The 11,863-nt window shown below is 40.5% G+C and carries 12 protein-coding genes and 1 pseudogene; 5 read left to right on the top strand and 8 right to left on the bottom strand.

Annotation, left to right across the window (positions count from 1 at the left end):
• The 5 genes and pseudogenes from CFPU101_RS07115 to CFPU101_RS25480 form a co-directional block, all read right to left on the bottom strand.
• Positions 1 to 198, bottom strand: a 198-nt coding sequence (locus CFPU101_RS07115; protein WP_206814622.1) for an ATP-binding cassette domain-containing protein, incomplete at its 3' end; no start/stop codon positions are given.
• Complete coding sequence (locus CFPU101_RS07110; RefSeq protein WP_206814621.1) at positions 147 to 326, bottom strand: hypothetical protein; 180 nt, start codon at positions 324 to 326, stop codon at positions 147 to 149. The genes CFPU101_RS07110 and CFPU101_RS07115, both read right to left, overlap by 52 nt.
• 18 nt (positions 327 to 344) lie before the next feature.
• Positions 345 to 461: a hypothetical protein gene (locus CFPU101_RS07105; RefSeq protein WP_206814620.1), complete on the bottom strand. Its 117-nt coding sequence runs from the start codon at positions 459 to 461 to the stop codon at positions 345 to 347.
• A gap of 16 nt (positions 462 to 477) precedes the next feature.
• Positions 478 to 627 carry a hypothetical protein gene (locus CFPU101_RS07100; protein WP_206814619.1) on the bottom strand — a complete coding sequence of 50 codons (150 nt, stop codon included), beginning with the start codon at positions 625 to 627 and terminating at the stop codon, positions 478 to 480.
• A 70-nt stretch (positions 628 to 697) separates the two neighbouring features.
• Positions 698 to 1,642: pseudogene (locus CFPU101_RS25480) on the bottom strand (ABC transporter substrate-binding protein).
• Between the two features lie 516 nt (positions 1,643 to 2,158).
• On the opposite strand from CFPU101_RS25480, the gene CFPU101_RS07085 reads away from it, so the two are divergent.
• The 4 genes from CFPU101_RS07085 to CFPU101_RS07070 all read left to right on the top strand — a co-directional run bounded on the left by CFPU101_RS07085 (position 2,159) and on the right by CFPU101_RS07070 (position 5,798).
• Positions 2,159 to 2,977 (top strand): SDR family oxidoreductase, encoded by an 819-nt coding sequence (locus CFPU101_RS07085; protein ID WP_206814616.1) that lies wholly within the window; start codon positions 2,159 to 2,161, stop codon positions 2,975 to 2,977.
• Positions 2,978 to 3,101: 124 nt separating this feature from the next.
• Positions 3,102 to 4,700, top strand: coding sequence for a 2,3-bisphosphoglycerate-independent phosphoglycerate mutase (gene gpmI / locus CFPU101_RS07080; protein ID WP_206814615.1), 1,599 nt, complete (start codon positions 3,102 to 3,104; stop codon positions 4,698 to 4,700).
• A gap of 26 nt (positions 4,701 to 4,726) precedes the next feature.
• Positions 4,727 to 4,960, top strand: coding sequence for a preprotein translocase subunit SecG (gene secG / locus CFPU101_RS07075; RefSeq protein ID WP_206814614.1), 234 nt, complete (start codon positions 4,727 to 4,729; stop codon positions 4,958 to 4,960).
• A gap of 55 nt (positions 4,961 to 5,015) precedes the next feature.
• Positions 5,016 to 5,798: a peptidase gene (locus CFPU101_RS07070; RefSeq protein WP_206814613.1), complete on the top strand. Its 783-nt coding sequence runs from the start codon at positions 5,016 to 5,018 to the stop codon at positions 5,796 to 5,798.
• 36 nt (positions 5,799 to 5,834) lie between these two features.
• Here CFPU101_RS07070 and CFPU101_RS07065 read toward each other — a convergent pair whose 3' ends face one another.
• The gene (locus CFPU101_RS07065; protein WP_206814612.1) at positions 5,835 to 7,124 is read right to left on the bottom strand and encodes a glucose-1-phosphate adenylyltransferase; all 1,290 of its coding nucleotides are present in this window, start codon (positions 7,122 to 7,124) and stop codon (positions 5,835 to 5,837) included.
• A 131-nt stretch (positions 7,125 to 7,255) separates the two neighbouring features.
• On the opposite strand from CFPU101_RS07065, the gene CFPU101_RS07060 reads away from it, so the two are divergent.
• Positions 7,256 to 8,659 (top strand): collagen-like protein, encoded by a 1,404-nt coding sequence (locus CFPU101_RS07060; RefSeq protein WP_206814611.1) that lies wholly within the window; start codon positions 7,256 to 7,258, stop codon positions 8,657 to 8,659.
• A 30-nt stretch (positions 8,660 to 8,689) separates the two neighbouring features.
• Here CFPU101_RS07060 and CFPU101_RS07055 read toward each other — a convergent pair whose 3' ends face one another.
• Both CFPU101_RS07055 and ldpA read right to left on the bottom strand, forming a co-directional pair.
• A complete protein-coding gene (locus CFPU101_RS07055) occupies positions 8,690 to 10,429 on the bottom strand; it encodes a R3H domain-containing nucleic acid-binding protein (protein WP_206814610.1) in 1,740 nt (579 codons plus the stop codon).
• An 80-nt stretch (positions 10,430 to 10,509) separates the two neighbouring features.
• Entirely contained in the window at positions 10,510 to 11,565 is a 1,056-nt protein-coding gene (gene ldpA, locus CFPU101_RS07050) for a circadian clock protein LdpA (protein WP_206814609.1), read from the bottom strand.
• Positions 11,566 to 11,863 lie beyond the last annotated feature (298 nt).

Raw genomic sequence — 11,863 nt, 5'->3', positions numbered from 1 at the left:
AATTCGCAACTTAGTATGAGTAATCAAAATCGATACACATTTCGCCTTCATCCATAACGCTTGTAACATCACCAACATTTCCTCACGGGTAAACGCATCTAACGCCCCAAAAGGTTCATCTAATAGTAAGATTTCAGGTTGATGAATTAGCGCACGACACAAAGAAGACCGTTGACGCATCCCCCCGATAATTGCCAAGGATATTGTTTTTGGAAATCCTGTAGACGCACCGTTGTTAATAAATCTTGCGCCATCTTGACAAATTCGGTTTTTCTGCGCCCAAATTCTTTTTTATAGGGCTGTACGACTTCTAACGGTAACAACACATTATCGAGAGTATTTCGTCAAGGTAGCATCACGGGATTCTGGAATGCAATTCCAATATTTTTCATCGGTTTTGTAATTTTCTGTCCTCGATAGCGAATTTCGCCGATCGGTGCAGGACTCAAACCCGATACCATTCTTAAAATAGAAGTTTTACCGCAACCCGAAGGCCCGACATTGGATAATTCGGCGCATACTCCCTTCAAAGGGATATTCTAAACCAACTTGATCAAACTCCAAAAGTGTTGTTTCATCAATTGGAGTGATATCAGATGAAGGAATTTCAGAAAGAGGTTTAACCATAATTTGTACCAAACTTTGGATTAACAAAAAAAGGTAAAGACGCGATTCACTCACGTCTTAAACAACATATTTATTGCAAGGGTTTACGTTCTGATGCGGGGGGTAATTGTCTTTGAGCTAGAGGTGGTAAATATTGATCAGTATAGATGTCGGCTACCGTTGGATTCGTTTTGATGCCAAATCCTTGAACGGTTTGTTGAATACTGGTTTCTAGGCGTTTTGGATCAACTGCACCAATTCCTAATGTTTCAACTTCTGGTGTAATAAAACCTTGCGCTAAAACGGTTTCTAAACGAATTCTTTCGGATTCTCGATCCATTAGTTTACTTGGATCTGCCGCTAAAACTGCATCTAAACCAGCAGTTGGAGCTTTAATCATGTCTTGAAATCCCCTAATATAAGCTCTCACAAAAGCTTTAACAATTTCGGGATTCTTTTTGGCAAATGATTTTTTAACGAAAATACTATTACCGTAGAAATCTAATCCATTATCCGTGTAATAAAAAACGTTAATATCATCGGGTTTTTTACTTGCTTTAATTAATGCTGGTACCGCAGAAGGCGCAAAGGCACTCACCGCATCAACTTTTCCTTATAATAACAATGTTTCTCTTAACTTGGCTTCCATTGTCGTCCATTTAACGGAATTTGGGTCAAAATTCGCTTCTTTGGCTAACAGGGGAAACAGTTTTCTTGGCCCATCACCAGCAGGCGCACCTAAATTTTTACCCGTTAAATCTTTTAGACTATTAACGCCTTTGTCTTGTAAAGCAACGATCACAAATGGAGCTTTATTCTGATACACTGCCACCGCCATGATCTGATCATTGGGATTTTTGGAATTAAAATCAAGGGTGTTGTACATATCGCTAAACGAAATATCAAAGGCACCTGAACCTAATTTACTAACGGTATCGACGTTCCCGAAACCTCTTTCGTAACTTACATCTAATCCTTCTTCTTTAAAATAGCCCTTGTTGATGGCTAAAATTAGAGGTGCGTCTAAACTCTGCATCAAGAAAGATAACTGCACTTTCACAGGTTTTAATTCTGTTGGTGCCGTAGTCGTTGTTTCTGTTGTCGGACTTGAACTAGCAGACGGGGCTACTGGTTGTTGTATTAGAATTACAAGACGCTAATAAGGCTACTGATGCTACGATCACGATTAAACGCTGAATTTTTTCATGCTTAACTTAACTTTAAAAAATTAGAGAACATCTTAAAATTTTTGTTGAGTTTTTCTTTTCCACCTTTATACTTTTTATCAATGTTATTGACCAAAAATATAGAGCGAAGAAAATGACTAAACTAGGGTAACTTATGTATGCCGTATACAAATGTAATTTAGATTACAAATGTTAGAGTCGAAATTGACAAAAATTTTGTCAGGTTTTCTTGACGTGAATGAGGAGGAAGGAATTATCGGAAAATTCGTAGTTTTTAATAGATTTTAGAGACAATCCGTCATTTAAAACAGTAAAATTAAAGTTAGATAAATAGAATCAAATTAACTTGACAAAAGTGTTTATTTATGGAATTAAAAAAAGTTTTAGTAACGGGTGCGACGGGTAAAACAGGTTTTTTAGTCTTGCAAAAATTACGTCAACTAAAAGATGAATTTGAAGTGATCGGATTTGCACGTTCAAGAGAAAAAGTAGAAGAATTATTTGGGACAACCAAAGGATTTATTATTGGAGATATTCTAAATCCCATAGCTCTTAAAACAGCCTTAGAAGGATGTCAAGCATTAGTTATTCTAACCAGTGCAATTCCAAAAATGGTAGCCCCACCAACTTCTGGCTCAAGACCCATTTTTGATGACATCAACGCAGCATCCGCCGTGAGACGACGGATGACCGTTGATTTTGCAGAAAGAGAAATGCCAGAAATGATCGATTGGATCGGTCAAAAAAATCAAATTGATGCTGCAAAAGAACAGGGAATTGAACACATTGTTTTAGTCGGTTCGATGGGTGGAACGAATGAAAATCATCCTTTAAACAGTCTGGGCAACGGAAATATTTTGATCTGGAAACGGAAAGCCGAACAATACTTAATTGATTCAGGCATTGACCATACCATCATTCGAGCAGGGGGTTTACTCGATCAAGCTGGAGGAGTTAGAGAATTACTAGTTGGCAAAAATGATGATTTCCTGACACATCCACCAAATGGAATTCCCACATCGATTCCTAGAGCCGATGTAGCTGAAGTCGTTGTACAGTCTTTAAAAGAGAGCAATGCAAAGAATAAAGCTTTTGATCTGATTTCTAAGCCAGAAAATACACCTGATGCAAGAATTACTACTGATTTTAGTACATTATTTGCTCAAACTACTTCGGGTCTATAAGATGGCGGAAAAAGGAAGCTTTTAGATAATTATGTCGTCTAGATTCTTTTCTTGAATTGAAGAATTTTAAAAGTCAGTGGTATTATCTTAGGTGCAGAGATTGAATTAGGATAGAGCAAGTGTCATGACTCAAGCACCTGTATCTCCGGTGGTGCTAATTATCTTAGATGGTTGGGGTTATCGCCCAGAGCAAGAAGCAAACGCGATCGCTCTGTCTAAAACCCCTGTAATGGATAGTTTGTGGGAAGTTTATCCCCGAACATTAATTCGTACCTCCGGAAAAGATGTTGGACTACCTGTCGGTCAAATGGGAAATTCAGAAGTGGGACACCTGAATATTGGTGCTGGTCGAATTGTCCCGCAAGAGTTGGTTAGAATATCAGATGCAATTGAAGATGGCTCAATTTTCAATAATCCAGCCCTAGTCGAAATATGCGAAACCCTACAAGCTAGGAATGGTAAACTTCATCTAATTGGTTTATGCTCAGAGGGGGGTGTACATTCGCATCTCTCGCATTTACTAGGATTATTAGACTTAGCTAAATTACAAGGAATATCGCAAGTCTGCGTTCATGCTATTACAGATGGTCGAGATACCAGTCCCACAGAAGGCATTACAGCATTAACACAGATCCAAGAGCATATTGATAAAATTGGCATTGGTCAAATTGTGACCATTAGCGGTCGTTATTTTGCCATGGATCGCGATCGCCGTTGGGATCGAGTCGAAAAAGCTTACTCTGTCATGACTCAAGACGGAACAGGAGACGGACGCAGCGCGATACAAGTCCTAGAAGATTTCTATGCTCAAAATGTGACCGATGAATTTATCCCCCCCATTAGGATAGCCTCTGGAGCCATCGAAGCAGGTGATGGGGTAATTTTCTATAATTTCCGTCCAGATCGGTCTAGACAGCTATGCCATGCCCTGACCATGAGTGATTTTAATGGGTTTGATCGAGATCTGATCGAGCCTCTAGGTTTTGTCACGCTAACGCAATACGAAGCAAAATTACCCGTTGATGTTGCTTTCGAAGCCCAAAACCTAAACAATATTTTAGGAGAAGTTGTCGCTAGAGAAGGTTTACGGCAATTTCGGACAGCCGAAACCGAAAAATATCCCCATGTAACCTATTTCCTTAATGGTGGTTTAGAAAAGCCTTTTGACGGCGAAGATCGTGAACTGATTCAAAGTCCGATGGTAGCTACCTATGATCATGCCCCTGCAATGTCAGCCGATGCTGTGACAAAAGCTGTTTGTAGTGCTGTTGAAAAAGGCATTTATTCTTTAATTATTGTTAACTATGCGAACCCTGATATGGTCGGTCATACAGGGAATATCGAAGCTACCGTTCAAGCGATTGAAGTAGTTGATCGATGTTTGGGTAAAGTGATTGAAAGTATCAATAAAGCGGGGGGAACGGCTTTAATTACCGCAGATCATGGGAATGCCGAATCTATGCGCGATGAGGAAGGGAATCCTTGGACAGCCCACACAACTAACCCCGTACCGTTTATTCTAATAGAAGGGGAAAAACGTAAAATCGCAGGTCATGGTACGAATGTAGAATTAAGAGAGGATGGACGATTAGCTGATATCGCACCAACGATTTTAGAGATTCTACAAATTTCTAAACCGTCAGAAATGACTGGGCGATCGTTAGTTAAACCCTCAGAGTTTGAAATTAGGCAAAATCGAACTCCTATTCGTATTTCTTTGTAAAATAACACTTCTTAAACTTAAAAAAAATGACGGCGACATTACTGGTACAAATTCTCTGGACAGTTTCAGCAAGTTTTCTAATTATTTTAGTCTTATTACACAGCCCCAAAGGTGATGGATTAGGTGGAATTGGTGGTCAAGCTCAATTATTTACGAGTGCTAAAACGGCTGAAAAAACCTTAAATCAAATTACTTGGTCTCTAGCGATTATTTTTATTGCTCTAACAGTGGTTTTAAGTGCAGGATGGTTAGTTAGGTAGAACATTAATATTGTAGGGGTTTGGTCTTCAAACCCTTTCAAAAATATCATAATTTATGAAAAGAAATTTTTGGATTAATTTTCTTTCGTTTATTTTAGGACTGGTGATTGTCGCCAGTTTTTTTATCTTCAAAACAACTTTACACGCTCAAGAAAGTGAACCAATTTTACCAGTATTACAAATTCATCCTTTACCCATCACTCTAGAACAATGGCAACCTCAAGAGCAAGATGATTATTTTTGCAGTCTTGTTTCTCCTCCCATTGGTGCTTTAATTTGGACAGAATTTCCGATAAAAATTTATTTAGCTCAACCCGAATTAGAACAAAATACAGCGAGTTATCAACAATTTCAAAAATGGGTAAGTGCAGTTTCAACAGCAATTCAAGAATGGAATATCTATTTACCTCTTAACATCGTAAAAGAGCCAGAAATTGCTAATATTCTCATTAAAAGAGAACTACCACCTTTAGGATCTTCTTTCAACGCCGAAACGGGTAAAATTGAAATTCCCCGCGCTCGAACGGCTCAAACTCGTTATGATTTAGAAATAACCAAAACTCAGCCCCCCCTATTAACGCATCGGATGACAATTTTAATTAGTCCGAGATTAAGCGAAACTTCTTTACTTTCTGCTGCCCGTCACGAACTAGGACACGCTTTAGGAATTTGGGGTCATAGTCCAGTAGAAACCGATGCTTTATACTTTTCTCAAGTGAGAAATTATCCAAGTATTTCAGTTAGAGATATTAATACACTAAAAAAAGTCTATCAACAACCAACTAGACTAGGCTGGAAAATTCCTGATATCCTGATAAATAAAGGGCTTGATTTTTAAGTCTCAAACAAGCCCCAGAGAGTTGATCAATTGGTTTTAAATCACCATGCCATCAGGAATGAGCGCATTTTTCAAAACAACAACAATGCCACTACGAATATAAAAACCTTTTTCCTCTTGATTAGCTTCTTCGATCCGATCTTTATTAACAATTAAAACATTTTGGCCAATTCGAGCATTTTTGTCGATAATTGCCCGTCGAATCGTTGAACCTGAACCAATCCCAATCGGAGTTTTATCTTGTTTAACAAGAGTTTCTCTTTCTGGAAAAGATTCATAATAATCTGAACCCATCAGCATCGTATCTTCAATATTACAGTCTGATTCTACACGAGTACGAATCCCTAGAATAGAATGATGAATCCGACAATCTTTTAAGATACAGCCCTCACTAATCATCGATTCTGTAATGGTACAGTTGACCATTTTAGTAGGGGGTAGATAGCGAGTCCGAGTGTAAATCGGGGCTTTTTCATCGTAGAAACTAAAAGGCGGTTGAGGTTGTTGAGTGAGAGCTAAATTAGCATCATAAAAAGCTTCTATTGTTCCGATATCTTCCCAATAACCCTTAAATAAATAGGCTTGTAAATTGTAATCAGAAGAAGAAGCGGGAATGATTTCTTTACCAAAGTCAGTTTGTTCAGAGTTTGCTTTGAGTAAATCAATTAAAACCTGTTTTTTGAATACATAAATTCCCATTGACGCAATAAAAGGATACTGTCGAGCTTGTCCAGGACTTAAGCCCAAAAGACTCGTATCCACCTGCATTTGTCTGAGGGCATCACCTTTAGGCTTCTCACTAAAATCAATAATCCGCCCTTGATCATCAATCTTCATTAAACCAAAATCCGACGCTCTGCGTTCATCCATTGGCACCACTGAAAGCGTAATATCAGCATTCGTTTGTCGGTGGCGCTCGATGAACTGACAGTAGTCCATGCGATACAGATGATCTCCCGATAAAATCAGAAATTCATCAACATCCCATTCTTCAAGTATCCAACTATACTGACGAACTGCATCAGCCGTTCCTTGAAACCATTGAGGATTTTCAGGTGTTTGTTGAGCCGCCAAAACCTCAACAAAACCTTCAGAAAAGCCAGAAAAATTGTACGCTCGGCTGAGATGTCGATTCAAGGATGCCGAATTAAATTGGGTCAGAACATATATTTTGTGAATATCGGAGTTAATACAGTTGCTAATGGGAATATCGATTAAACGATATTTTCCAGCTAAAGGTACTGCTGGTTTAGCCCGCAGTTTGGTTAGTGGATACAGGCGAGTACCTGCGCCGCCTCCAAGTATAATAGCTAAGACTCTTTTCACGAAAAACCTCGCGATTGCCTGTGATCTCTCAAATCAAGTTTAGGACTATCTTACACTGATTGGGTCAAGGGAAACAAAAGTCTATCATGAGAAGTCAGTCAAATCGAAAGTATTAAAAGTCTAAACCTTCCATGAAGTTGCCTGGTAAACTCTCACTCTTTTTTATATTTCTTACGTTTCCTTACGTCTTTTCGTCGGTTGCTGATCCTAATAACTGTCATTGGGTAGCCTGGGGGCAAGAGATCAAAGAATTCGGCAGCAGAGGATCGGATGGGTCTAGTGGACAAGTGGGGAGTAACGGAAAAAATAGCGACAGTTTGACGATTTTTGCCGATGGTTCGCCCCTAAATCTGAATTTAGCGGGACAAAGTGGCACCGATGGCGATACTGGGGCTACGGGGAAAGATAGTAATTGTAAAGAACAACCCAAAGAACCAAACCGTAATTTACAGGGTGCTAATGGGGGTAATGGGGGTAATGGGGGCGATGGGGGCGATGGCGGTGATGGCGGTGCTTTGACGATTTATACCTCAAATCCTGCAAATCTTCACCAAATTACTGTTAATGCTGCTGGTGGCAAAGGTGGACAACCTGGCGCGGGAGGTAATGGTGGTAAAGGCTGTGGCTGTAATCAGATTTATTGGACAATTCCGACTTGTACGGGTAAACCAGGCGATCCGAACTATAGCTGTACTACTCGTGAGTTTCGCTGTCAAAATGGTCTAGATGGTAAGGGTGGAACAAGTGGTAGAGTTGGCAAAGACGGCAGGCCAGGCAAACTAACACTAATTAATTTAGATCAGCCTTTAACCTCAGATCAACCCAGTGCCGCTGTAACGATGGCTGCTTTAAAAGATCGTGGTTTTGTATTATCGAAAAATAAATGGGAAACTCGAACTGGTGCGATCGCTTTATTTGCCCCAGGTTCAGTGATTGATGATCAGTATTTGGCATTAGTAGAACGCATTGAACGGTCTTTTATATTGATTTGGAATGCACCACAGCCGTTTGAAAAATTTGCTAATAAGCCAGTTACTCTGACTCTAGAAGAAAATGGAGAAATCAAAGTTGTTCTGCCTAACGATCTTTGGCTAGAAGCAACCACCCAAAAGCGTAATAATGTTACGGAAATGGTGGTTTATAATGCAGTTTACGATCGCGAAGTGGTTCAGCTTAAAAGTGCAGGTCTTTCGGGCAATGGTAATAATCTCAAATTAGAATTAGTGGATCAAGCGAGTCAATCGAATCTAATTGGCTCAAAATTCCGCATTAAATACCGCGTTTCTCAATCTGATGATGCTTTTCACCGTGCGACCGATTATATGACGAAGTATGAAGGTGAAGTGCCTCCAGAATTAGTCACTTTTGAGGGAAATCGTTTTATTCTTAATCTGGGAAAAATGCCTATCGATCCAGACTATCTCCGTTCAGGTACAGGTGTCGAAATTGAAGTGATAGCCACTCGTACTTTTGCGGGTTATTCTAAAGAGCAAAAAGTGACCGAACGGGGTGTCATTCGTGGGATTAGACAGTAAAAAAGGGTTTGGCGACCAAACCCCTACATTTCACGCGGGATAGATCCGTATACGGCGGTTGGGTTCTTCCCCAAAGCTATCGGACTGTAAGCGATAGTGTTCGACTAACTCATGTTGCATTTTTCGCACCTTTGCCGATCGCGGTAATAATTCGACTGGTTGTCCAGTGGGTATTACAATCTGTTCTACGGCTAATCTGGCTTCTTCGAGGGCTTCTAGTTCATCATCACTGCCACTGTGGGCAAATAGACGAATATCTGTCGCCTCCGACTGCGGATCATCAATCCCTAAGATTCGTTTTAAACCGCGACTAATCTGAGGAATCGTATTTGATTTAATCCCATGAATCGGAATTTGACGACCTTTGGCCATTTGTCTGAGCTTAGAATGGGTTTTGACGTGTGATCGCAAAGTTAAAACCGCATCAGCACCATTAAAGTCTTTTGTCAAGACAACTGGTAAATTTAATAACTGCACCACCTGATCAATTTGAGCGCGACCAATGCCATAGGGATACACATATACTGGCCAATCTTCGCCATTTGGCCCCGGTGTCCGTATTTTTTCGGTCGGCGGTTCAGACTGAAACCAAGATTGTTCCAGCATCTGCTCAAAATCATCTTTTGGTTTGCGGGCGACTGTATTATTCGGTGCAGCCAAAGGAGTCATGCGCCCAGAGGCACGCCATCCCGTCGGACGAGCCGGTAAAGTCAATCCCCCGTATTGTCCATTGGGTTCAGGGGTGGGGTTTTCCATCTGAACTTGAACGTTACCATTTTCATCAACACTGCGGACTTGTAAAGCAGGTTCCCGTCCTCTGAGTAAGATATCAATGGTGTCGGATACATCTTCATGCACCACCCAGCGTTGTCGTTCCATCATTTCGACGGCAATATCAAAAGTCGGCGGGGCTTTGCGTTCAAGTACGGTTTTTTGTGAACCGCGTCGTCTTGCTTCTTCATCCCCTAAAGTAACCGCTTGAATGCCACCGACCAAATCTGATAAAGTAGGATTCTTGATTAAATTTTCCAGTCGGTTCCCGTGTGCTGTTCCGACTAGCTGTACTCCCCGTTCAGCAATGGTTCTCGCGGCTAAAGCTTCTAATTCCGTCCCAATTTCATCAATGACGATCACTTCGGGCATATGGTTTTCTACTGCTTCGATCATCACTTGATGCTGTAGTTCTGGACTTGCCACCTGCATTCGTCGCGCCCGTCCGATCGCAGGATGAGGAATATCGCCATCACCCGCAATTTCGTTAGAAGTATCGATAATTACTACTCGTTTATGCAGATCATCGGCTAAAACTCGCGCAATTTCACGTAATGCGGTTGTTTTTCCGACTCCAGGTCGCCCTAAAAGAAGGATCGATTTTCCTGTTTCAACCAATTCTGAGATCATTGCGATCGTACCAAAAATGGCCCGACCGATCCGACAGGTTAAACCGATAATTTCTCCCGTACGGTTACGAATAGCACTGATCCGATGCAAGGTTCGCTCAATTCCTGCACGGTTATCACCGCTAAATGTTCCGACTCGTTCGATACAATGTTGTAAATCTTCTTTAGTTACTGGAATCTCACCTAAATACACCGCCTCATTAGGAAAACGAGCCTCAGGAAGTCTACCTAAGTCCATAACGACTTCTACTAACTGATCCCGTAGGGGGTGCGTCTCAATTTTCTGTTTAATTGATTCTGGCAAAATATCCAGTAATTTGTGCAAATCATCAGTTATGAGCGACCGTTGAGAAGACAATTGTGTTGGCATTAATGTGATATAGGTTATTTATTGAGTTGTTTTTTTTAAAACAGAGTTGCAGCAAAGGGGATCAACTTACCCACTTATCGTTAATCAGTGAGGGGCTGTCCCCGCCTTTTTAAGGCGAGGCTTGTACGCCCCGTCAAAAAATCTGATTTGAGTTGTCCTACAAGAGAATAAGCTTTACTAACGGTTGCCTGTAAAAATTTAGAATCATGTTCTAGAGGGATCTGGCTCTTTAAACCTTCTAAAATTGGCAGTAGTAAGGTACGGGCATAACTTCCATAGGCAATCCCAGAAATTCCGTTTTGTGTCTTAAGCAGCCCCATTTCATTTAATTTAGTCACAGTATGATGATTTGTGCCACCTGCAAGCTGTACATAACCCGGTAATTCACTTTTTATAACTTTCTGTGCCATTTTTATTGCTGGATGGGTTGTGCCTTTCCCCAGATCACCACTCATCGGACGACCATCGGTTTGCCAAATTAGAGGACACGATAAAGGACTAATTGTTTCATACAAAGCTGTGAGATAATCGATTAAATCAAGATGATCTTGACAGCTAATAGCAAGTAGTTTTAGTCGATTTTGCCAAGGTTGAATTTCACGCCAAAGCCGTTTAAAGTCTTCTAAGTGACCGACTTGGGTATGAATTTCAATCGCATCAATGTCCGTTTTTTGTAAGAATTCAGCGACAGCCGTTGGGGTCGAGACATACGATCGCGCTACAATAATTTGATGTGGACAAATCGGAAGACATCGCCCGCAACCATAGCAACGTTGATCGATGACTCCTTGATGATCGATCGCGTTTGCTGGACAAACGCTTTCACAAGGACGAGGACAATTAGAGGGACAGCGTTCTGGGTTAAATTCTGCTTTACGAAAATGCGGATCTTCTCCATCATTTAAGCTAACCATTAACCAAGGTTTATCGGGTCTGTTTTGGGCTGCTGCTATTCCTTCTTTTGCTGCTGTAATCACTGCTGGATCAGCCGCAACATCAATACAATCTACGCCAGCAAGTGTATAAGCTAGAGATAAACTGCGGATCGTTGGAAGGTCTTGATAACTTGCGCCACAAATCAGCTTAAACCAGTGACCTTCTTCTAATGAATTCAAAGGCGAATAAGGTTTGTTCACTCTTATAGTTTAACGAAAATCAGGGTCATTAGGAAATGTGCATGATCGGTTATCCTCATTGATTTCATCTTGAATTACATTATACTACAAGTAAAGATTGATTTGCAGACAATACGGATATTTCATGTATGGGTACGATCGTCAAACCCTCTTAAGTAATAGATTTAGGGATAAATATGGATATCCGTATCTAATCATTAATATCAAAAGAAGATAAATCTAGATTTATTTGTGATGAGCCGAGAATTATCAGAAAAAGTTAAGCTCAAATAGGGATTACATATAAAATCAAATTATT

The organism is Chroococcus sp. FPU101 (assembly GCF_017312365.1).
Classification (GTDB): domain Bacteria; phylum Cyanobacteriota; class Cyanobacteriia; order Cyanobacteriales; family Microcystaceae; genus Chroococcus.
This window is presented reverse-complemented; position numbering and strand designations above follow the sequence as displayed.

What these genes read in the sequence shown, in the direction of transcription:
- CFPU101_RS07100 (WP_206814619.1), bottom strand. Translation starts at nt 627, where the DNA reads ATGGTTAAACCTCTTTCTGAAATTCCTTCATCTGATATCACTCCAATT.
- CFPU101_RS07105 (WP_206814620.1), bottom strand. Translation starts at nt 461, where the DNA reads ATGGTATCGGGTTTGAGTCCTGCACCGATCGGCGAAATTCGCTATCGA.
- secG (WP_206814614.1), top strand. Translation starts at nt 4,727, where the DNA reads ATGACGGCGACATTACTGGTACAAATTCTCTGGACAGTTTCAGCAAGT.
- CFPU101_RS07060 (WP_206814611.1), top strand. Translation starts at nt 7,256, where the DNA reads ATGAAGTTGCCTGGTAAACTCTCACTCTTTTTTATATTTCTTACGTTT.
- CFPU101_RS07055 (WP_206814610.1), bottom strand. Translation starts at nt 10,429, where the DNA reads ATGCCAACACAATTGTCTTCTCAACGGTCGCTCATAACTGATGATTTG.
- CFPU101_RS07085 (WP_206814616.1), top strand. Translation starts at nt 2,159, where the DNA reads ATGGAATTAAAAAAAGTTTTAGTAACGGGTGCGACGGGTAAAACAGGT.
- CFPU101_RS07070 (WP_206814613.1), top strand. Translation starts at nt 5,016, where the DNA reads ATGAAAAGAAATTTTTGGATTAATTTTCTTTCGTTTATTTTAGGACTG.
- gpmI (WP_206814615.1), top strand. Translation starts at nt 3,102, where the DNA reads ATGACTCAAGCACCTGTATCTCCGGTGGTGCTAATTATCTTAGATGGT.